At 65.9% G+C, this 20,414-nt stretch carries 20 protein-coding genes; 6 read left to right on the top strand and 14 right to left on the bottom strand.

What is annotated here, in order from left to right; translation table 11 throughout:
• Window positions 1-27 precede the first annotated feature (27 nt).
• Window positions 28-780: a sulfate transporter family protein gene (locus QX124_RS25275; RefSeq protein WP_315798600.1), complete on the top strand. Its 753-nt coding sequence runs from the start codon at window positions 28-30 to the stop codon at window positions 778-780.
• Here QX124_RS25275 and QX124_RS25270 read toward each other — a convergent pair.
• The 4 genes from QX124_RS25270 to nth form a co-directional block, all read right to left on the bottom strand.
• A complete protein-coding gene (locus QX124_RS25270) occupies window positions 718-2,337 on the bottom strand; it encodes a DHA2 family efflux MFS transporter permease subunit (RefSeq protein ID WP_315798599.1) in 1,620 nt (539 codons plus the stop codon). The two genes, QX124_RS25275 and QX124_RS25270, sit on opposite strands and share 63 nt — an antisense overlap.
• Entirely contained in the window at window positions 2,334-2,840 is a 507-nt protein-coding gene (locus tag QX124_RS25265; RefSeq protein ID WP_315778135.1) for an isoprenylcysteine carboxyl methyltransferase family protein, read from the bottom strand. The genes QX124_RS25270 and QX124_RS25265 overlap by 4 nt, the downstream gene beginning before the upstream one ends.
• Window positions 2,837-3,889, bottom strand: coding sequence for a type III polyketide synthase (locus tag QX124_RS25260; protein WP_315798598.1), 1,053 nt, complete (start codon window positions 3,887-3,889; stop codon window positions 2,837-2,839). The genes QX124_RS25265 and QX124_RS25260 overlap by 4 nt, the downstream gene beginning before the upstream one ends.
• 209 nt (window positions 3,890-4,098) lie before the next feature.
• Complete coding sequence (gene nth / locus QX124_RS25255; protein WP_315798597.1) at window positions 4,099-4,923, bottom strand: endonuclease III; 825 nt, start codon at window positions 4,921-4,923, stop codon at window positions 4,099-4,101.
• Between the two features lie 22 nt (window positions 4,924-4,945).
• Between nth and QX124_RS25250 the strand changes: the two genes are divergently transcribed.
• The 3 genes from QX124_RS25250 (at window position 4,946) to QX124_RS25240 (ending at window position 7,096) form a co-directional block, all read left to right on the top strand.
• Window positions 4,946-5,479, top strand: coding sequence for a DUF2244 domain-containing protein (locus tag QX124_RS25250; RefSeq protein ID WP_315798596.1), 534 nt, complete (start codon window positions 4,946-4,948; stop codon window positions 5,477-5,479).
• 158 nt (window positions 5,480-5,637) lie between these two features.
• A complete protein-coding gene (locus tag QX124_RS25245; RefSeq protein WP_315798595.1) occupies window positions 5,638-5,973 on the top strand; it encodes a GIY-YIG nuclease family protein in 336 nt (111 codons plus the stop codon).
• A 223-nt stretch (window positions 5,974-6,196) separates the two neighbouring features.
• A complete protein-coding gene (locus tag QX124_RS25240) occupies window positions 6,197-7,096 on the top strand; it encodes a bifunctional helix-turn-helix domain-containing protein/methylated-DNA--[protein]-cysteine S-methyltransferase (protein WP_315798594.1) in 900 nt (299 codons plus the stop codon).
• 640 nt (window positions 7,097-7,736) lie between these two features.
• Here the strand turns inward: QX124_RS25240 and QX124_RS25235 are convergent.
• The 9 genes from QX124_RS25235 to dnaK form a co-directional block, all read right to left on the bottom strand.
• Window positions 7,737-8,153, bottom strand: a complete 417-nt coding sequence (locus QX124_RS25235) for a Panacea domain-containing protein (RefSeq protein WP_315798593.1) — start codon at window positions 8,151-8,153, stop codon at window positions 7,737-7,739.
• A gap of 1,106 nt (window positions 8,154-9,259) precedes the next feature.
• Window positions 9,260-9,883: a 2,3-bisphosphoglycerate-dependent phosphoglycerate mutase gene (locus QX124_RS25230; RefSeq protein ID WP_315798592.1), complete on the bottom strand. Its 624-nt coding sequence runs from the start codon at window positions 9,881-9,883 to the stop codon at window positions 9,260-9,262.
• Between the two features lie 24 nt (window positions 9,884-9,907).
• Complete coding sequence (gene dapB / locus QX124_RS25225; protein ID WP_315798591.1) at window positions 9,908-10,726, bottom strand: 4-hydroxy-tetrahydrodipicolinate reductase; 819 nt, start codon at window positions 10,724-10,726, stop codon at window positions 9,908-9,910.
• An 81-nt stretch (window positions 10,727-10,807) separates the two neighbouring features.
• A complete protein-coding gene (locus QX124_RS25220; protein WP_315716832.1) occupies window positions 10,808-11,110 on the bottom strand; it encodes a DUF1330 domain-containing protein in 303 nt (100 codons plus the stop codon).
• Window positions 11,111-11,143: 33 nt separating this feature from the next.
• Window positions 11,144-11,875 carry an orotidine-5'-phosphate decarboxylase gene (gene pyrF / locus QX124_RS25215; RefSeq protein ID WP_315740386.1) on the bottom strand — a complete coding sequence of 244 codons (732 nt, stop codon included), beginning with the start codon at window positions 11,873-11,875 and terminating at the stop codon, window positions 11,144-11,146.
• Between the two features lie 6 nt (window positions 11,876-11,881).
• Window positions 11,882-12,460 (bottom strand): NAD(P)H-dependent oxidoreductase, encoded by a 579-nt coding sequence (locus tag QX124_RS25210; RefSeq protein ID WP_315798626.1) that lies wholly within the window; start codon window positions 12,458-12,460, stop codon window positions 11,882-11,884.
• 45 nt (window positions 12,461-12,505) lie between these two features.
• Window positions 12,506-13,108 (bottom strand): class I SAM-dependent methyltransferase, encoded by a 603-nt coding sequence (locus QX124_RS25205; RefSeq protein ID WP_315740387.1) that lies wholly within the window; start codon window positions 13,106-13,108, stop codon window positions 12,506-12,508.
• Between the two features lie 236 nt (window positions 13,109-13,344).
• Window positions 13,345-14,475 carry a molecular chaperone DnaJ gene (gene dnaJ / locus QX124_RS25200; protein WP_315740388.1) on the bottom strand — a complete coding sequence of 377 codons (1,131 nt, stop codon included), beginning with the start codon at window positions 14,473-14,475 and terminating at the stop codon, window positions 13,345-13,347.
• Between the two features lie 144 nt (window positions 14,476-14,619).
• Entirely contained in the window at window positions 14,620-16,515 is a 1,896-nt protein-coding gene (gene dnaK, locus QX124_RS25195; RefSeq protein ID WP_315740389.1) for a molecular chaperone DnaK, read from the bottom strand.
• A gap of 420 nt (window positions 16,516-16,935) precedes the next feature.
• On the opposite strand from dnaK, the gene QX124_RS25190 reads away from it, so the two are divergent.
• Together QX124_RS25190 and QX124_RS25185 are read left to right on the top strand one after the other, a co-directional pair.
• A complete protein-coding gene (locus tag QX124_RS25190) occupies window positions 16,936-18,444 on the top strand; it encodes a hypothetical protein (protein ID WP_315798590.1) in 1,509 nt (502 codons plus the stop codon).
• A gap of 208 nt (window positions 18,445-18,652) precedes the next feature.
• Window positions 18,653-19,588 carry a hypothetical protein gene (locus QX124_RS25185; RefSeq protein WP_315798589.1) on the top strand — a complete coding sequence of 312 codons (936 nt, stop codon included), beginning with the start codon at window positions 18,653-18,655 and terminating at the stop codon, window positions 19,586-19,588.
• Between the two features lie 165 nt (window positions 19,589-19,753).
• On the opposite strand, the gene grpE is transcribed toward QX124_RS25185, so the two are convergent.
• Window positions 19,754-20,374, bottom strand: a complete 621-nt coding sequence (grpE, locus tag QX124_RS25180) for a nucleotide exchange factor GrpE (RefSeq protein WP_315798588.1) — start codon at window positions 20,372-20,374, stop codon at window positions 19,754-19,756.
• Window positions 20,375-20,414 lie beyond the last annotated feature (40 nt).

The raw sequence follows: 20,414 nt of genomic DNA, 5'->3' as shown, positions 1-20,414 counted from the left end.
GCGGGCTTTGCAGCGAGGGACCCCGCCATGATCGACGCCGCCATCAAGGCGATTTCGCAGATTTTGTCGCCGCCGATGCGCTCGATCCTGTGGCGCGCGATCGGGCTGGCGCTGGTGCTGGTCACGGTGCTCGCGATCGGGCTGCAGCGGCTCTTGACCTGGCTTGCGACCGCCGGCGAGGGCTGGGCGGAGGCCATGCTCGGGCCGAACTCGCACGGCACCCTGGAGGTGCTCACCTGGATCATCTCGATCGCCGCCGGCTTCGGCGTCGTGTTCGGCGGCATCATGCTGATGCCGGCGATCACCTCGGTGATCGCGAGCCTGTTCGTCGACGACGTCGCGGACCTCGTCGAGCGCGAGCATTATCCGGCCGAGCGCCCCGGCGTCGCCCTGCCCTTCGGCGTCGCCATCATCGAGGGCCTCAAGGCCGCCGGTCTCACCATCCTGGTCTATCTGGTCGCCCTGCCCTTCGTGTTCCTGGCCGGCGCCGGCTTCGTGATCTTCTTCCTCGCCACGGCCTGGCTGCTCGGCCGCGAATATTTCGAGCTGGCCGCGATGCGATTCCGGCCACCGGCGGAGGCCAAGGCGATGCGGCGCGACAATGCGGTGACCGTGTTCACCGCGGGGCTGATCATCGCGGCCTTCGTCACCATCCCGATCGTGAACCTGGCGACGCCGCTGTTCGGCATGGCCTTCATGGTCCACCTGCACAAGCGCCTATCCGGACCGCGGCCCGAACTGATCGAGCCGTCGTCGGAGCGCCGGCTGCGCAGCCTCTAGCGCCATCATCCGCGGCGACAGGCTCGCCGCCTTGCTGCGGGCGAAGGGGATCAGCAGGAAGCCGAGCAGCGCGACGCCGGCGAGCAGCGACCACGCCTCGTTGACGCACAGCGCCAGCGAGGCCTTCTCCACCAGCGGCCGGACATAGGCGATCGCCTGCTCCTCCGAGACGCCGCGCGGCCGGTTGCGCAGCAGCTCCGGCGCGAGCCCGATCGCCTTGGCCGCCGCGGTATCGCCGGCCAGCAGGCGGTCGCGAAACGCCTGGGCATGCATGGCGACGCGGCCATAGATGATGGTGTCGATCAGCGCGATGCCGATGGCGCCGCCGAGATTGCGCATCAGGTTGAACAGCCCGCTGGCATCGGCGACCTCGGCCTGCGGCAGGTCGCCGAGCGCGATCCGCGTCGGCGGCAGCAGGCAGAACATGATGCCGACGCCGCGCACCACCTGCGGCCAGAACATTTCCTGATAGTCCGCAGCCGGCGGCTGGAACGCGCTCGCGGCCAGACCGAAGCCGAACAGCACGAAACCGAACGCCGTCAGGAGACGCGCGTCGACCTTGCCGTCCAGCGCCGTCACCAGCGGAGCGGCAATCAGTTGCGCTACGCCGGTGACCAGCATGATCTTGCCGATCTCGAACGCGTCGTGGCCGCGTACGAAGGCGAGGAACACCGGCATCAGATAGACCGAGCCGAACAGCCCGATACCCAGACAGAAGCTCGACAGGCAGCCGAGCGTGAACGACCGCCGCTGAAAGCTGCCGAGCCGCAGGATCGGATGCGGCGAGGCCAGCAGGCGCTGGATCAGCAAAGTGAGGCATGACGCGCTCAGCACCAGGAACGCAATGCAGTTCGACGACAGCCAGCCGCCCTTCGGGGCCTCCTTCAGCCCGAGCTCGAGGCTGGCCAGGGACACCGCGAGCAGCAGCAGCGCAAACAGGTCGAGCTTGTCGAGCTCCGCGAGATCCATGCGCTGCTTCGGCAGCAGGCTTGGCGTCATCAACGCGGCGATGATGCCGGGCACGATGTTGATCAGGAACAGCCAGGGCCACGACCAGGTGTTGGTGATGAAGCCGCCGACGACCGGGCCGATGGTCGGCGCCAGCACCGCAACCACGCCGCCGATCGTCGTCGCGACCGCGTGCAGGCGCGGTGGAAACAGCAGGAACACGGCGGAGAACACGACGGGGATCAGGAGACCCCCGAAGAAGCCCTGCAGCACGCGAAACGCCAGCAGCGTGTGAAAATCGCCGCTGAACGCGCAGCCGAGCGAGGCGGCGGTGAAGATGCCAACGGCGCCGACGAACAGCCAGCGCAACGTGAACACGCGCGTGAGCAGCCCGGTGAGCGGAATGGCGATGATCTCGGCGATCAGATACGCCGTCTGGATCCAGCTCATCGCGTCCGGCGTGATGCCGAGCGCCTCCTGGATGGTCGGCAGCGACGTCGCCACCACCTGGATGTCCAGGATCGCCATGAACATGCCGACGCACATCAGGATGAAGCCGAGCCAGGTGGCGAGGCTCGGACGATCCTGCGGCGCGGCCGATGCGCTCATGCGGTCTGGCCGCCGCCGATGCCGGTGAGTGCTTCCGATTCGGCGCGGATGCGGATGAACAGCACCGCCGCATTCAGGCCTGAGAAGATCAGCGCGATCAGCGGCAGATGCAGCGCCAGCGGCAGCAGCGCGATCTCGGCTGCGACCACCAGATAGTTCGGATGCGAGATGTAACGATACGGACCATCGGTCACCAGCGGCGCACCGGGCAGGATGATGATGCGCGTCGTCCAGCGCGGACCGAGCGTCGCCAGCACCCACCAGCGCAGACCCTGCAGCAGCACGAAGCCCGACAGCAGCCACGGGTCGACATCCTGGTCGGCGCCGAGCAGCCACAGCGACACCAGCCAGGCCGCATGCATCGAGATCATCAGCGGATAATGATCCGCCCCGACCTCGACCGCGCCCATGGCGCGCAGGCGCTTGGTGTTGTGGCGGGCGAGCACGAGCTCGCCGAGCCGTTGCATGGTGACGAGGGCGAGGACGAAGGCGGCGAAGGTCATGCGGCGTTCCTCAATGATACGCAGCTTGCGGTGAACCCAGGTCCGAGCGCAGTCAGCACCGAGCGCGGCGGCAAGCCCCGGGCGCGGGCGCGCTCCAGCACGAACAGCACCGTCGGCGCGGACATGTTGCCGTAGTCGGCGATGATCTCGCGCTCATGATCCAGCGTGCCCTGGCCGAGCGACAGCGCGCGCTCCAGCGCCGTGATCACCTTGGCGCCGCCGGGATGGCAGACGAAGCGGTCGACGTCGGCAGGCGCGAGCTTCATCCGCTCCAATATCTCGGTGACCGCCGGGCCCATGTTCTCGGTGACGAAATCGGGAATGGTGCGCTGGAAGATCACGCCGAAGCCTTCGGGATCGACGCTCCAGCCCATGATATCCAGCGTATCCGGCCACAGCTTCTCGCCGGTCGCCTCGACCCTGATAGCGCCGCCATCGCCGGCGCGCAGGATCGCCGCTGCGGCACCATCGCCGAACAGGCTCAGCGCGACGATGTTGGCTTTCGTCAACTCATCATGGCGCACGGCGAGCGTGCACAATTCGAAGGTCACCAACAGCACATTGGTGCCGGGCCGGGCCTGCGCCAGCCGCGCCGCGATCGACAGGCCCGAGACGCCGCCGGCGCAGCCAAGCCCGAACACCGGCACGCGCGACACGTCCGCGCGGAAACCCAGGCGCCCGGCGACGCGCGCTTCCAGCGTCGGCGTCGCGATGCCCGTCGAGCTCACGGTGACGATGGTGTCGATGTCGGCGGCTGCGAGATCGGCCTGCGCCAGGGCCTTGTTGGTCGCATCGATGAACAGCGCCTCGGCGCCTTCGAGATAGGCCTCGGTGCGCTCGGGCCAGCCGCGGCGCTCCATGTACCATTCGATCGGCTTGACGCCGTAGCGCTGGCGGATGCCGGTGTTGGCGAACAGGCTCGCCATCGTATCGAACTGCGGAAAGCGCGGCGACAGCACCACGCGGGCGGCCTCCATCACCTCGTTCTGGCGGAACTGATGCGGTGGCACCGAGGTCGCGAGCGACACGAGTGCGGCGGTATGGTCCATGCGGCTGATCCTTCAACGTCCCGGCGCAGAAAGGTCCGAGAACGCGGGAATCGTCACGCGCCACTCACATCGCCCCGGATTATGGGTGTCATCTTATGTCCAATGCGGGCGGCGATGTGGCCCGGCCATGGTGAGACGGCGTCGCGCCGTGACACAATAGTGACTGTCAAACGCGTTCTCAGGCGAAACCGTTCGTCACGCACAACGTATCAGGCGGTCTTCTCGGGCCAGCGGCAGAGGTCCTTGATCAGGCACAGCTCGCAGCGCGGCTTGCGCGCCAGGCACGTGTAGCGGCCGTGCAGGATCAGCCAGTGATGCGCGTGCAGCATGAACTCGGCCGGGATCACCTTCTCCAACCCGAGCTCGACTTCCAGCGGCGTCTTGCCGGGGGCCAAGCCGGTGCGGTTGCCGACGCGGAACACATGGGTGTCGACCGCCATCGTGTGCTCGCCGAACGCCATGTTGAGCACGACGTTCGCGGTCTTGCGGCCGGCGCCCGGCAGCGATTCCAGTTCAGCGCGCGTGCGCGGCACCTCGCCGCCGAATTCGCTGATCAGCTTCTGCGACAGCGCGATCACGTTCCTGGCCTTGGTGCGGTAGAGGCCGACGGTCTTGATGGTGTCGCGGAGTTTGTCCTCGCCGAGCGCGATCATCTTCTGCGGCGTGTCGGCGACGGCGAACAGCGGCCGCGTCGCCTTGTTGACGCCGGCGTCGGTCGCCTGCGCCGACAGCACCACGGCGACCAGCAGGGTGTAGGGGTTGAGGTGCTCGAGCTCGCCCTTCGGCTCCGGATTGGCCTGTGCGAAGCGGCTGAAGGCCTCGCGGATCTCGGCCGGGGTCCACGGCCTGGCCGCGCTCAACGCTTTCTTGACCGGCGGGGCAGGGCTCTTCGGCTTGGCCGTCGGGGCCTTCTTGGCGGACCGTTTCGAGGCGGCCTTAGGGGCTGACTTGGGAGCGGCCTTGGGAGCGGCCTTCTTCAAGGGGCTGCGAACCGGCGCCGGCTTGGCGCGTTGGGGGCGGGTGATTTTGGCCATGATCCGGGTATACTGAGGCCCCATGACGCCAGGCAACGCTTTTGCGTATCAGGAGACCGGCACCGACGCCGCTGATCCCGAGCTGTTCGCGGCCCGGCTGACGCCGCATCGCTCGCTCAGCCACACCGGCTTTCTGGTGCTGATGGTCGTGGTCTGCGCCATCAGCTTCATCGGCGGCCTCGCCTCGCTGCTGATGGGCGCCTGGCCCGTGCTGGGCTTCTTCGGCCTGGATGCGCTGGCGATCTACTGGGCCTTCAAGGTCAACTTCCGCCGCGCCAACGCCTATGAGGACGTCTCGATCACCCTGACCGAGCTGCGCCTGCGCCGCGTCAGCCACAAGGGCCACGTCATGGAATGGCGCTTCAACCCGCTCTGGGTGCGGCTCGACCAGGAAACCCACGAGGAGTTCGGCATCGAGCGCCTCTACCTCGTCGCCCGCGGCCAGCGCGTGGCCATTGCGAGCTTCTTGGGCCCGGAGGAAAAGGCCAGCTTCGCCAAGGCGCTGACGGCGGGGCTGCAGGCCGCGAAACGCGGGCCGGTGTATAATCCGCTGTAGGGCGTTATCTCGGCCAGCACTCCCCTGGGGAACGAGGAGCAACCCCGCGGCCGTCCTTGCGTCTCGCACCATGAGGCCACAGCACGGGCCTCGCCGTTCGAGACGCCCGCCTTCGGCGGGCTCCTCAGGGTGAGGAGAGACAGGGCACGAGGATCGTCATGACCGAAGGCGCGTATCTCTACATCGTGCTCTGCGCCGACGGACGCCTGTACGTCGGAACCACGAGGACATCGCTGGAGCTGAGGGTCGCCCAGCATAATGACGGGACCTTCGGCGGGTACACGTTGACCCGGCGTCCCGTCAAACTGCTCTACTCGCAGCGGTTCGAGCGGATCACGGATGCCATCGAAAGCGAACGCCGCCTGAAGAAATGGAGTCGCGCCAAGAAAGAGGCCTTGATCCGCGGCGATCTCGATGCGCTGCAGGCTCTCTCAGCGCGCAGAACGGCTTTCGGGGGGAAGACCTTCGCCCGCAAAGAGACCCCAAGGCGATAAGCAGTGGTCCATTCCCTCGCCATGAACACGCTGTCGGCGTGTTCGTGGTTTTGCGTGCAGCGGCCGTTTGCGGCGCTTGACCCTCATGGTGAGGAGCGCCGCCCAAGCGGCGCGTCTCGAACCATGAGGCCCGAAACGATCAGCCCAGCCGATCACATTCGCCATAGCCCCCCGATCAGAAATCGGGTGGAGTACCCGCCCCGGCCGCCCTACATCCAAGCCCATGATGACCCTCGCCATTCACGATTCCGCCCTGGCCAAGCCGGGCCCGCAACAGACGGCGGCGCTGCGCGACTACGACGCGGTGCGCCGCGCCATCGCCTTCATCTCCGAGCATTGGCGCCGGCAGCCGGCCATCGAGGACATGGCCGACGCCGCCAGCCTGACGCCCGACGAGCTGCATCATTTGTTCCGGCGCTGGGCCGGACTGACGCCGAAGGCGTTCATGCAGGCGCTGACGCTCGACCACGCCAAGGGCCTGCTCAAGGGCTCGGCCAGCGTGCTCGACGCCGCACTCGACTCGGGGCTATCAGGCCCCGGCCGCCTGCACGACCTGTTCGTCACCCACGAAGCGATGTCGCCCGGCGAATGGAAGACCGGCGGCGCCGGCACCACGCTTCGTTACGGCTTCCACCCCTGTCCGTTCGGCATCGCGCTGGTGATGGCCACCCCGCGCGGCCTCGCCGGCCTCGCCTTCGCCGATCCCGGCGAGGAGGCTGGAGCGCTCGCCGACATGAAGAGCCGCTGGCCCCGCGCAGCTTACGTCGAGGACGTCCCCGGCACCGCCGGCCTCGCCCAGCGCATCTTCGACAAGACCCTGTGGCGCCCCGACCAGCCGCTCCGCGTCGTGCTGATCGGCACCGATTTCGAGGTCCGCGTCTGGGAGACCCTGCTCAAGATCCCGATGGGCCGCGCCGTCTGCTACTCGGACATCGCGACGCGACTGGAGTCCCCGAAGGCCTCGCGCGCCGTGGGCGCCGCGGTCGGCAAGAACCCGATCTCGTTCGTCGTGCCGTGCCATCGCGCGCTCGGCAAGAGCGGAGCGCTGACGGGCTATCACTGGGGGCTGACACGCAAGCAGGCGATGCTTGGGTGGGAGGCTGGGCAGGTGGGGATAGGGTAACTGGATCGAGCAACCTTTCGATTTGCCCCAGACTCTATCCCGAGGCATCAGCCTCGACCGCGACGATACCTACTATGCCTGTCCTCCTGAAGACAAGCACCGTCGTCTTCCTCGCACCTGCGGTTACGTGTCGATATCTGCGCTGCCATCAAGTCGCCGAGTATCATTTGACAAAATATGCGAGCGATTTTCCATTGCGCAAGAAGCACCTGGATCAGCAACGGCAGGACGGTCCACAGACCTCGGACACTTCGGCTACCGCCCATTTAGGGCGATGGGAGACTTCAAGCAATGCTACGTTGGCTAATCATTCTTGCTGTGATTGCTAGACCCGAACAAATAGCCGAGCGCGCCAGTAATGATCGCGAACATAGCACCCGAGAACTTCATGAACGAATCGAAGTCTTTTTGTAGATCCATTTTGCAGAATGCGAAGGCGATTAAGCTAAAGCAAATTAGGATAACAATAAAAGCAATGTTTCCGGCCTTCTCGCCGCGCGACCCGAGCCACCGACCGATTACACCCTGCTCGTTCTTTTGAGTCGCTTGTTCGTGAGCATTTTTTAGCTCGATAAGCGCAAGGGAATCAGGTTCGCGAACCGTTGGCTCTGCGCGGCGGGCCTGATCAACCGAAACAGTTTCAGGCGGCTGGCCAACCGGCTGTGGCGCCGCCGGTGGCGAGCCTGACGAAGTACTGTCTGATGAGATCATCACTAATAACGGTCTCGCCTTGGCGCTTGGCTATATCCCAGGGTGAACCCGGTTCATGGGTCATCGCTGACAGCCGCATACCACTAATACCGATATACTTTTCCCATGCGATATCGAGCGCATCATAAAACGGTTTGCAGCTGTCGTTCACCACATAGGGCTTATCAGCAACCGGGTCCTTCACGTACGCTGTAATAGGGGAACCGCCGAAACGCTTCAATTCGTGGTACACGACAGGCACCACAGGACCCCACTGCCAAACTTCGAATGGCTGGTCAATCGCCGGTTGACCAGTCGTCGCCAAGTGCCAGCCGTGCGTATAGAACAGCAGCTTCTGAGCCTTCATAGGCGTCACGTCCGTGCGCGCTTCTTTGAAGGCACGTTGGAGAATAGCGTTCAGGACATGGTTGGTTGGGTACGCCATAGAATAAGAGATAGTGATTCGCCGTCAAGAAGTCCAGACGATCAGCCTGCTAACGCATTGAAATATAAGAAAGTTATTTGCTGTGAGTGAGACAATTATCCATTGTTCGTAACGGGATAGCGGGCAGCAGATGGCCAGCAAAAAAATGATGTTGTCCCCGCTATTCCTCGATCTATGGTCCCGCGTCTGTTTGCGCCGCACAGGGTCGCCTCCCAAATCTTCGGATTACGAAAATCGACTTGCTATTTTTCAGAAATAGTGATTATCTCCGCTTATCCCGCCTCGACGAGAGGGGCGTTGCGCGCGATCGTCACGACACGCGGGGCGGGGAGCGATGGCCGCGGTCTGCCGCAGCGTGTCTTCGGGCGCGCCGACGAACGGTTGGTTGCGGACGTGAAGTCGCAGGGTCCTGACACCCCGATGCTGGTGTCAAGCCGCGAGGGCGCCAGAAGCGCGCCGCGTGGTGATGGTGGCCAACAAGCCCGGCGCACCAGGGAGACTGCGTATAAGCGTTAAGACCGTCGCGCGGGGAATGCCGGTTGTTCCGGCTGAACCTGTGGTGACTGCCGCCTGCTTTTTTTCTGCAGGCGGGCCATGGGTGCGGCCAGCATCCGGCATTCCCCGCGCCCTCTCGGATTTCGGAGGGACATGGTTGCAGCAGGACTCGGGCGAGATGCGCCGCGAGATCGTGGAGCCGTGGGCGGGGCTGTTTGAGATGTGAATCGGGGAGAAGATCGGCGTGCCGGTGATCGCACTGGCCGATTCCCTCCGCATCGTCGCGGGCCTCATGGTTCGAGACGCGTCGCAAGGGCGACGCTCCTCACCATGAGGGGCGGCTTCGCATTCGGAGCTGCGAATTGACGATGAGCAGCGTGCTCATGGAAGGGTCGAGCTCCGGAGCAACTTGCGCCCCTCACCCTGAGGAGCCCGCCGCAGGCGGGCGTCTCGAAGGGCGAGGCCCGGACCTTGGCCTCATGGTTCTCAAGGCGATGCGGGAGCATCGGAGACGGAACGCTTTGGGCGCGCGATCAGCCCGCCAGATCCAGCTTCGACTCCACCGTGGAGTCCGCATTCAGCCGGTAGATGATCGGCACGCCGGTCGCCAGCTCGCGCTTCAGGATGCCCTCCGGCGTCAGCTTCTCAAGCACCATGATCAGGGCGCGGAGCGAGTTGCCGTGGGCGGCGACCAATGTGCGCTGGCCGCGGAGGACGCCGGGGAGGATCTCCTGGACGTAGTAGGGCAGCGCGCGGGCCAGCGTATCCTTGAGGCTCTCGCCGCCGGGCGGCGGGACGTCGTAGGAGCGGCGCCAGACGTGGACCTGCTCCTCACCCCACTTGGCGCGGGCGTCGTCCTTGTTGAGGCCGGAGAGGTCGCCATAGTCGCGCTCGTTGAGCGCGAGGTTTTTGCTGGTCGGCAGGCCGGTCTGGCCGAGCTCGGTCAGGATCAGATCGAGCGTGTGCTGGGCGCGCGTCAGCACCGAGGTGAAGGCGACGTCGAAGGTCAGGCCCTGGGCCTTCAGCTTGCGGCCGGCCTCCTTGGCCTCGGCCACGCCCTGCTCGGTCAGGTCCGGATCCTTCCAGCCGGTGAACAGGTTCTTCAGATTCCACTCGCTCTGGCCGTGGCGCACCAGCACCAGGAGACGTTCGCTCATCAGTTCGCTTCCATCGACGTTGAACTAGAAAAGGTCCTTGAGGCCGAGCACGTCGTCCATCGTGTAGTAGCCCGGCGGCTTGCCATGCGCCCACAGCGCCGCCTTCAGCGCGCCATGGGCGAAGATCATGCGGTCCTCGGCCTGGTGCGACAGCACCAGCCGCTCCGAGGGACCGGCGAAGATGACGCTGTGATCGCCCGCCGCCGTGCCGCCGCGCAGCGAGGCGAAGCCGATGTCGCCGCTGCGGCGCTCGCCGGTGATGCCGTCGCGGCCGCGGGCGGAATGCTCGTCGAGCGCGATGCCGCGGCCCTCGGCCGCGGCGCGGCCGAGCATCAGCGCGGTGCCGGAGGGCGCGTCGACCTTGTGCTTGTGATGCATCTCGAGGATCTCGATGTCGAAGCCGGCGTCGAGAGACTTCGCCACCTGCTTCACCAGTGCCGCCAGCAGGTTGACGCCGAGGCTCATATTGCCGGACTGCACGACGACGGCGCGCTTGGTGACGCTCTTGATGACGGCGTCGTCCGACGACGACAGGCCGGTCGTGCCGACGACGTGGACGATGCCGCGCTCGGCGGCGATGGCGACGTTGGCGATGGTCGCGGCCGGGACGGTGAAGTCGAGGATGCCGTCGGCCTCCGCCGACATGGTCCAGAGGTCGCCCGACAGCTTGATGCCGTTGGCGGGCAGGCCGGCGAGGGCGCCGGAGTCCTTGCCGATCAGCTCCGAGCCGGGGGCTTCAAGCGCGCCCGCCAGCACGGCGCCGTCGGTCTCGGCGATCGCACGCACCAAGGCGCGGCCCATGCGGCCACCGGCTCCGGCAACGATCAAGCGCATCTCGGACATGTCGACTCCTCCGCCCCTTCAAGGGCTATAGCCGGGGCTGATAGCGGCGGCAACCGAGGCCGGCGGGCAGCCGGGCCGCACTCAGGGCTGCGGTCCGTCATAGCCCTCGATGATCACCAGGTCGCCTTGCGAATGCGGCGCGCGCATCGCCACCAGCCGCTGGTATTCAGGGGAATTGTAGCACGCCAGCGCGGTCGCGTAGTCCTTGAACTCGATCACGACGTTGCGCGAACGCGAGGTGCCTTCCTTGGTCTCGTACTGGCCGCCGCGGACCAGGAATTTGGCGCCGTACTGGTGGAACACGGCGCCGTTCTGCGCGACGTAGTCCTTGTAGCCGTCCATGTTGTGCACGTCGATCCGCGCGATCCAATAGGCCTTGGGCATCCCTGTCGTCTCCTTGCTCTCTGGCCCTCTTGCTCAAGCTCGGTTGGTCTTGCCGACCAGCGCGACGGCGCTGGCGATGTCGGCGACGATGCTCTCGGCGGCCGCTGCCGGATCGGCGGCGGCGGTGACCGGGCGGCCGACGACGAGGCGGTCGGCGCCGCCGGCGATCGCCAGCGCCGGGGTCATGATGCGCTTCTGGTCGCCAACGTCTGATCCCGCCGGGCGGATCCCGGGAGTCACGAGCTGCATGTCGGGGCCGACCAGCGGCCGGACCAGCTGGGTCTCCTCGGGCGACAGGATCAGGCCGTGGATGCCGATCTCCTTGGCCTGCCTGGCGCGGTGCGCCACGAGCTCCTTGACGCCCATGGCGTAGCCGGCGGCGGCGAGGTCGGCATCGTCGTAGGACGTCATCACGGTGACGGCGAGCAGCTCGAGGCTGGAGCCGGCGGCGCCGGCGAGCGCGGCCTTCATGCTCTGGGAGAAGCCGTGCACGGTGAGGAAGCGCGCGCCGAGCCTGGCGATCTGCCGGGTGGCGCGCTCGACGGTGGTCGGGATGTCGTGCAGCTTGAGGTCCATGAACACGTGCTTGCCCTCGGCCGCAAGCCGTTCGGCGAGGCCGAGGCCGCCGGCATAGGTCAGCTCCATGCCGATCTTGTAGAATGTCACGGCGTCGCCGAGCCTGATGATCATGGCTTCGGCATCCGCCACGCTCGGGAGATCGAGCGCCACGATCAGGCGGTCGCGGGGAGCAATCTCGGTCGGCATGTCACCTCACATCGTATGTTGCGCGACAACGATCAGCTCCCGCACCAGGGCGTCGAGCGCCGTGATGTCGGCGGGCAGTTTGAGCCGGTCCATGTCGTTGTAGGCCTTGTCGGCGCAGGCCAGCGCAAGCTGGCTCGGGATCACCGTCGCGTTGCAGGCAGTCAGCATCAGCCGCAACGCCGAGAGTGCACGCACGCCGCCGAAGCGATTCTCGGAGGCGGCAGCGATCGCAAACGGCCTGCTGCGGAACACCGCGCCGCGACTGCCCGGCGGCTCGTCGACGCGCGAGATCCAGGTGATGGCGTTGGTCAGCAGCGGCGGCACCGAGGCGTTGTATTCCGGCGTCACCAGCAGCACGGCATGATGAACGCCGATCATGCGCGTCAGATTCACGGCGTGAAATGGAATGTCCGATTGCGCCTCGAGGTCGGCGTCGTAGATCGGCAGCGGGAAGTCGGCGAGCGAGATGCGTGTGACGTCGGCGCCGGCCTGCACGAACTGATAGGCGGCTGCCGCGGCGAGCTTCGCGTTGTGCGAGCCGACCCGCGTCGAACCGGGGATGATGAGGATCTTCAGCGCGGACATCGTGAGGTCGGTCAACGACCCGCCACGAAGGATCGCGGCCGCCGGTCAGGGCTTGCGATACACCCAGACGCGCGCCGGCGGAAGGTTCATCCAGATGCGCTCGGATGCCTGCGTGGTGACGCCGGGCAGCGACTTCGGAATCGGCGGTACGACGGAATAGGTGAACTGCACGAACGGCGCGTTCGGCGACATCGCCGCGAACGCATCGCGGATCAGCTTCATGCGCGTCAGCATCGGCTTGGTCACGAGCGGCAGGCCGGAGACGACGGCGGAGGCCGGGGCGCCCAGCACGTTCCAGAGCGTGTCACGAAGGCGATAGGCATCGCCCTGGACCACCTTGGCCTGCGGGTAGCGATCGCGCAGCAGGGCGCAGAAACTCGGATTGTACTCGACCAGCACCAGCCGCTTCTGATCGATCCCATGTTCGACCAGCGCATTGGTGATCGCGCCGGTGCCCGGTCCGAGCTCGATGACGGGGCCTGTCCCGTGCGGATCGACGTACTGCGCCATCGTGCGGGCCAGCAGCCGACTCGACGGCATGACGGCGCCCATGTGCAGCGGCTTTTCGATCCATGAGCGGAGGAAGCGCACTTCGTCGTCCAGACGGAGAGGCTTTTTCGACGCACGCACGGACGTTTGCAAGGGCATCTCAGTACCAGACGGGACCGTCTTCACGGCGATGTCAGAAAAGAGTCACAAAGACGTATAGGGCGCAGGCGGGGCGGTCAAGCCGAACCGTAACGTACGATTAAGGCTGGCGGGTCCGCGCTCTTACAGTTGCATTCGATAATTTTTTGCATGTGCAAAGCAGCAAATTCGCTCGACACATGAATCCCGAAGTCATTCGGCGAGGCCACCTGGCCGTGCTTGCTTGAACTCACGGCTCAGCTCGCCGCCTTGCCGAAGAAATCCTTGACCTTGGTGAAGAAGCCAGCCGCCTCGGGCTGGGTCGCTCCCGAGGACAGCTTCTCGAACTCGGCCAGCAGCTCTTGCTGCTTCTTGGTCAGGTTCTGCGGCGTCTCGACCACGATCTGGACATACATGTCGCCGGTCTGGCGCGAGCGCAGCACCGGCATGCCCTTGGCCGCGATCCGAAACCGGCGCCCGGACTGCGCGCCGGCGGGAATCTTCACCTTGGTCTTGCCCTTGTCGATCGTCGGCACCTCGAACTCGCCGCCAAGCGCCGCCGTCACCATCGAGATCGGCACCCGACAATGCAGGTCGGCGCCGTCGCGCTGGAAGAACTCGTGCTGGGTCAGCGACAGGAAGATGTAGAGATCGCCGGGCGGTCCGCCGCGCAGCCCCGCCTCGCCCTCGCCGGCAAGACGAATGCGGGTGCCGTCCTCGACGCCCTGGGGAATGTTGACGGACAGCGTGCGGTCACGGGTGACGCGGCCAGAGCCGGAGCAGGACGGACAGGGGTCCTCGATCATCTGGCCGCGGCCGTGACAGCCGGGGCAGGTCCGCTCCAGGGTGAAGAAGCCCTGCGCCTGCCGCACGCGGCCGGCGCCGCCGCACATCGAGCAGGTCTTCGGCTTGGTGCCGGCCTTGGCGCCGGTGCCGGAGCAGGATTCGCAGGTCACCGAGACCGGAATCTCGATCTGCGCCGTCTTGCCCTGGAACGCCTCTTCCAAGGTGATTTCCATGTTGTAGCGCAGATCGGCGCCGCGCTCGCGCCCGGTGCCGCCGCGTCGCTGCCCGGCCATGCCGAACAGGTCCTCGAAGATGTCAGAGAACGAGGAGGCAAAGCCGGCGCCGAAGCCGTGCGCGCCGCCCATGCCGCCCTGCTCGAAGGCGGCGTGGCCATAGCGGTCGTAGGCGGCGCGCTTGTCGGCGTCGCGCAGCACCTCGTAGGCCTCGTTGATTTCCTTGAATTTCACTTCGCTGGAGGCATCGCCCGGATTCTTGTCCGGATGCCACTTCATGGCCAGCTTGCGGAAGGCGGCCTTGAGCTTGGTCTCGTCGGCGTCGCGCTCGACTTCCAGGGTCTCGTAGTAGCAGCGCTTGGTGGACATCAATCAAACCCGCCCGAACTTCGCCCAATAGGAACGGCTGGCGCGATCGCCGCGCGCGTTCCGGTCAATGAAAATGACCCCCATCCAACGAGCCGCAAAGTGCGCTCTTTGGCATGGGGGTCATGGTCACTACCTCTGCCTCAGTTAAGCAGATTTCTTCTTGTCGTCGTCGACCTCGGTGAACTCCGCGTCGACCACGTCATCCTTGGCGGCGTCGCGGGCCGCATCGGTCTCGGCCTGCTGCTTGTACATGGCCTCGCCGAGCTTCATCGACGCCTGGGCCAGCGTGTTGGTCTTGGCCTTGATCGCCTCGGCATCGTCGCCCTTCAGCGCTTCCTTGAGATCGCTGACGGCATCCTCGATGGCGCGGCGCTCGGTGTCGGCGACCTTCGAGCCATGCTCGGCCAGCGCCTTCTCGGTGGAGTGCACCAGCGCGTCCGCATGGTTCTTGGCGTCGACCGCCTCGCGGCGCTTCTTGTCCGCCGCGGCATTGGCCTCGGCGTCCTTGACCATCTTGTCGATGTCGGCTTCCGACAGACCACCCGAGGCCTGGATGCGGATCTGCTGCTCCTTGCCGGTGGCCTTGTCCTTGGCCGAGACGTTGACGATGCCGTTCGCGTCGATGTCGAAGGTCACCTCGATCTGCGGCATGCCGCGCGGGGCCGGCGGAATGCCCATCAGGTCGAACTGACCGAGCATCTTGTTGTCGGCCGCCATCTCGCGCTCGCCCTGGAAGACCCGGATGGTGACCGCGTTCTGATTGTCCTCGGCGGTCGAGAACACCTGGCTCTTCTTGGTCGGGATCGTGGTGTTGCGGTCGATGATGCGGGTGAACACGCCGCCCAAGGTTTCGATGCCGAGGGACAGCGGCGTCACGTCGAGCAGCAGCACGTCCTTGACGTCGCCCTGCAGCACGCCGGCCTGAATCGCCGCACCGATCGCCACCACCTCGTCGGGGTTGACGCCCTTATGCGGCTCCTTGCCAAAGAACTGCTTCACCATCTCCTGGATCTTCGGCATGCGGGTCATGCCGCCGACCAGCACCACTTCGCCGATCTCGCCGGCGGTCAGGCCGGCATCCTTCAGCGCCTTGCGGCACGGCTCGATGGTCTTCTCGACGAGGTCGGCCACCAGCGCCTCGAACTTGGCACGGGTCAGCTTCATCGTCAGATGCTTCGGACCGGACTGGTCCGCGGTGATGAAGGGCAGGTTGATCTCGGTCTGCGTGGTCGACGACAGCTCGATCTTGGCCTTCTCGGCAGCTTCCTTGAGGCGCTGCAGGGCGAGCTTGTCGTTGCGCAGGTTGATGCCCTGCTCCTTCTGGAATTCGTCAGCGAGGTAGCTGACCAGACGCATGTCGAAGTCTTCACCGCCGAGGAAGGTGTCGCCGTTGGTCGACTTCACCTCGAACACGCCGTCGCCGATCTCCAGGATCGAGACGTCGAAGGTGCCGCCGCCGAGGTCGTACACGGCGATGGTGCCGGCCTTCGTCTTGTCGAGGCCGTAGGCGAGCGCAGCCGCGGTCGGCTCGTTGATGATGCGCAGAACCTCGAGGCCCGCGATCTTGCCCGCGTCCTTGGTGGCCTGGCGCTGGGCGTCGTTGAAGTAGGCGGGGACGGTGATGACGGCCTGATCGACCTTCTGGCCGAGATGGGCTTCCGCGGTCTCCTTCATCTTCTGCAGGATGAAGGCGGAGACCTGCGAGGGCGAATAGGTCTTGCCGTCGGCCTCGACCCAGGCGTCGCCGTTGCCGGCTTTGACGATCTTGTAGGGGACGAGCTTCTTGTCCTTCTCGACCATCGGGTCGTCGTAGCGGCGGCCGATCAGTCGCTTGACCGCGAAGAAGGTGCGCTCGGGGTTGGTCACGGCCTGGCGCTTGGCCGGCTGGCCGACCAGGCGTTCGCCATCGTCACTGAACGCGACGATCGACGGCGTCGTGCGCATGCCCTCGGCGTTCTCGATGACTTTCGACGATTTGCCGTCCATGACGGCCACGCACGAATTCGTGGTGCCGAGATCGATCCCGATGACCTTTCCCATGGTCTCATATTCCTTCTTTTTGCGGCAGGTTGGGTGGGGCCCTGACGGCGCCCCCATCCAAAACCCCCTCAGATCAAATGCTCGCGATATTGCGACGATGAGCGTCATATAGGAGGGGGGGACTGGCCCGCAAGGACCGGACCAGGGGTTCGACCCAACGAAAATCACGGCCGTCGCCGAACGACCTCATGGAGACATCAGAGCGGCCCATCGGAATTGGCGGCGACGCGAAACGGCGGCTCGGACCGGAGGCGACTGCGCGAATCCACCTGCCGGCACGTCGAATGGCCCCGTGCGAAATAGGAGGTGCGGTCGCGGGCAAGTGCGACAAATCCGGTACCGCTGATCTGCCCCAATGACCGAAATGCGTTGTTAACCCACGGGCCCTAGCCTGCCGCACTCCTGGGACGGGAATGAGGCATGGTCATCGACTCCGATTGGAGCTTTCCGCAGCGCGCGCGCGAAGCCGGCCAAGCCACGTTCCCGGGACTGCTGATCTGCGCCATCGTGGTTGCAGCGGCGTGGCTGCGGTACGTCCTTCCCCTCAATGTCGATGTCAGCTGGTGGCTCCTCGTCGGCGAGCGCATGCTCGATGGACAGCGGCTCTACGTCGACATCCTCGAGACCAACCCGCCGATGGCTGGGTCGGTCTATCTGCTGGCCGTCGCGCTGGCGCGTGCGATCCATCTCAGGCCCGAGCTGGCGACGAATATCCTGATCTTCGTGCTGACCGCGGCATCCCTGACGCTGGTATGGCTGGTGCTGCGGACATCGGCCCTGCGCCATCGCCTCGCCGACGGCAGGCTGGCGGGGTGGACGACCGCCCTGCTTCTGATCGCGCCGATGTATGATTTCGGCCAGCGGGAACATCTGGCCCTGATCACGATATTGCCGGCGATCGCGGTGTACATCCTGCGCGCCAGGCGCGAGCGGGTGGCCCCGGCGGCCATGCTCATCGCCGGGCTCAGTGCCGGCCTCACGATGAGCTTCAAGCCTTATTTCGCCTTCAGCGTCGGCTTCTGCATACTCGCCGCCGCGGCTCAGGCGCGCGACTGGCGCGTGCTGTTCGCGCTGGAGAACTGGATCGCCGCGGCCCTGGTGCTGATCAACGCGGCGTGCATCTACCTGTTCTTTCCCGAATATTTCACGGTCATCTATCCGCTGGTCCGCGACGTCTATCTGCTTCTGAAGGCGCCCGTGCCGACCATCCTCGTGACCCTGCCGATGGGCCTGTGGCTGGCTGCAGCAGTCATCATCCTCATTCTTCAGCGCACGCAGCACGAGCGCGACGCCGCATCGTTCACCACATTGGCCGCATCACTCGGGTTCCTGGTGTCATTCGTCGCGCAGCAAAAGGGCTGGGGCTACCATGCCTATCCGATGGTGGCGCTGGCGCTGCTTGCCGCCGGCCTTGCCGTGTCGGCGATCGACGCCAGCCGCGACGCGCGACGCTGGCCGCGTGTCGCCACCGCTCTCGCCGGCGCCGTGCTCTTCGTGCAGACCTGCTTCTGGTTCAATGGTAGTGTCGACGTCCAGCAGATCGAAGCCCAGGTGGCCCGGCTCGGGCCGCGCCCGAGCATGCTGGTGCTCAGCGCGGCGGCGGTCATCGGGCACCCCATGGTGCGGACCCTTGATGGCACCTGGATCTCGCGCCAGGAGGCGTTCTGGGTCCGGGAAATCGTTCGCCGGTCGCAACAAGACGGAACCATCGATTCACAAACTGCGCAGAGGCTCGCGCCCTATGTGGAACGTGAACGCGCCGGGATCATCGCCGACTTCCGGAGGCAACCGCCCGACGTCGTCCTGATCGACAATCAGAACAGCGACTGGGGCGACTGGGCGCGTTCCGACCCCGAGATCAGGGCTCTGCTCGCGCCCTATGTGCTGGTGCAGACCGTCGATGGCGTCGAAATCCTGAAGCGCGGCTAGCACGGCACCGCCATCAGCCCGCCTTTCGAGGCGAAATGACCTGGGAAATGCGACCCGTAGGGCGCGCTGATCGCCGCAGGCGATCAAAACCGCGCGCCCGGCCTGTTGCGGGGGGCGCAAAGCCGCTAAAAGCGTGCCGCCGAAGACCACGCTGGCGAGGACCCCCGACCGCCTCGGCGCGAGGCCTCGGTCAACGAGGCAATGTTTGATGATGATCGTTCGATTCTTCGCCGCGGCTACCCTGCTGATGTCGCTGCTGCACTCCGCCATGGCCGCCGAAGCCATATTTCCGCCCGGCGTCCGCATCGGGCTCGCGCCGCTGGTAGGGCTCGCCAAGGCCAAGACGTTTTCCGGCTTCGAAACCGAGGACCAGAGCGTCAAGGTGCTGCTGACCGAACTGCCGGCGGCCGCCTATGGCGAGGTGAAGAATGCGTTTACCGCCAATCCCGCCGGGACCGGCAACGTCAAGCCGGAGAGCATCGAGACCGCCGCCGGCACCGCCTACTACACGGTTGAGAACGGTCGGGATGGCGCCACGCCGGTGCGGCGCTACTCGATGATCCTGCCCGGCAACGGCTTCTCCGGCTACGTGGCCGTGCAGATCCCGGAGACCGCGAGCCGGATCTACACCGACGATGCCGTGCGTCAGATGTTCGCCTCCGCCGTCGTCCGCAAGGACGTTCCCGTCGACGAGCAGCTCGCGATGATGCCGTTCAAGGTGACCGAGCTCTCCGGGTTCAAAACCATCCGCACGCTCGGGCCGGGTGCCTTGATCCTGGCCGACGGCGAAGAGGACAAGGGCTTCGAAGCCGCGCCCTTCGTGGTGATCGGGCTCGTGGCCGGGGTGGCCCCGGAGGCGGGCGACCGCGCGCGTGTCGCCCAGCAGGCGGCCACCACCATTCCGGGCGTCCGCGAAGCGCGCATCACGATGTCCGAGCCGATCCGCATCGACGGCCAGCCGGCCTACGAGACCCGGCTCGAAGCCACCAGCGGCAAGGACAATACGCCGGTGACCGTGGTGCAATGGCTGCGCTTCGGCGGGCCGAATACGCTGCGGATCATCGGCAGCGCGCCGCGCGATCAGTGGTCGGTAGCCTTCCCGCGCTTCCGCGCCGTCCGCGACGGCATCCAGCCGAGAGGCTAAGCCCAACTCGGTATCCGGACGCCGCGGTCTCATCGGCCGCGGTCCACTTGCCGCGACACGAACTACAAACTCGCGCCGACAAACAAGAAGCCACGGGCATCACCGCCCGTGGCTTCTTCGTTGGACTGACAGGACGGCAGGAGAAGGCCTGCCTAATGCTCGCCGTCACGCGGCGCTGTTCGACTGATCGTTGCTCGGCGCGGGCGCCGCCTTCGCGCCACCCTTGGACACGCCGACCAGCGCGGGACGCAGGATGCGCTCGCCGATCATGAAGCCGGCCTGCACGACCTGCACCACGGTGCCCGACGGCACCGACGAATCCGGGACCTCGTACATCGCCTGCTGGAAGTTGGGGTCGAACTTCTGTCCCGTCGGATCGAACTTCTTGACGCCGTTCTTCTCCAGCGTGTTGAGCAGCGAGCGCTCGGTGAGCTCGACGCCCTCGATCAACGATTTGAGGCCTGCATCGGCATTGGCGCGTGTCTCGGCCGGCACGGCATCGAGCGCGCGCTGCAGATTGTCGGCGATGTCGAGCACGTCGCGCGCGAAGCCGGTGATGCCGTACATGCGTGCATCGGCGACTTCACGGGCCGTCCGCTTGCGCAGGTTCTCCATCTCCGCCAGCGTGCGCAGCATCTTGTCGCGCGCGTCGGCCGCCTCCTTGGCAAGGGCCTCGGCCGAGCCGGTCTCAGGATCGTCGGGCATGATGTAGGGCTTGGAGACGACGGGTTCGCTGGCCTGCGCCGGGTTTTCCGGATCATTCTTGTGCAGGTCGGGATCGGTCATGGACAGACTCGCAAGTTCGGCTGACGGGTTTGGGGGATAT

The organism is Bradyrhizobium sp. SZCCHNRI3043 (genome assembly GCF_032377735.1).
In the GTDB taxonomy this organism is placed as follows: Bacteria; Pseudomonadota; Alphaproteobacteria; order Rhizobiales; family Xanthobacteraceae; genus Bradyrhizobium.
The sequence above is the reverse complement of the archived record's forward strand: the minus strand, read 5'-3'. Positions and strand labels throughout refer to the sequence as shown.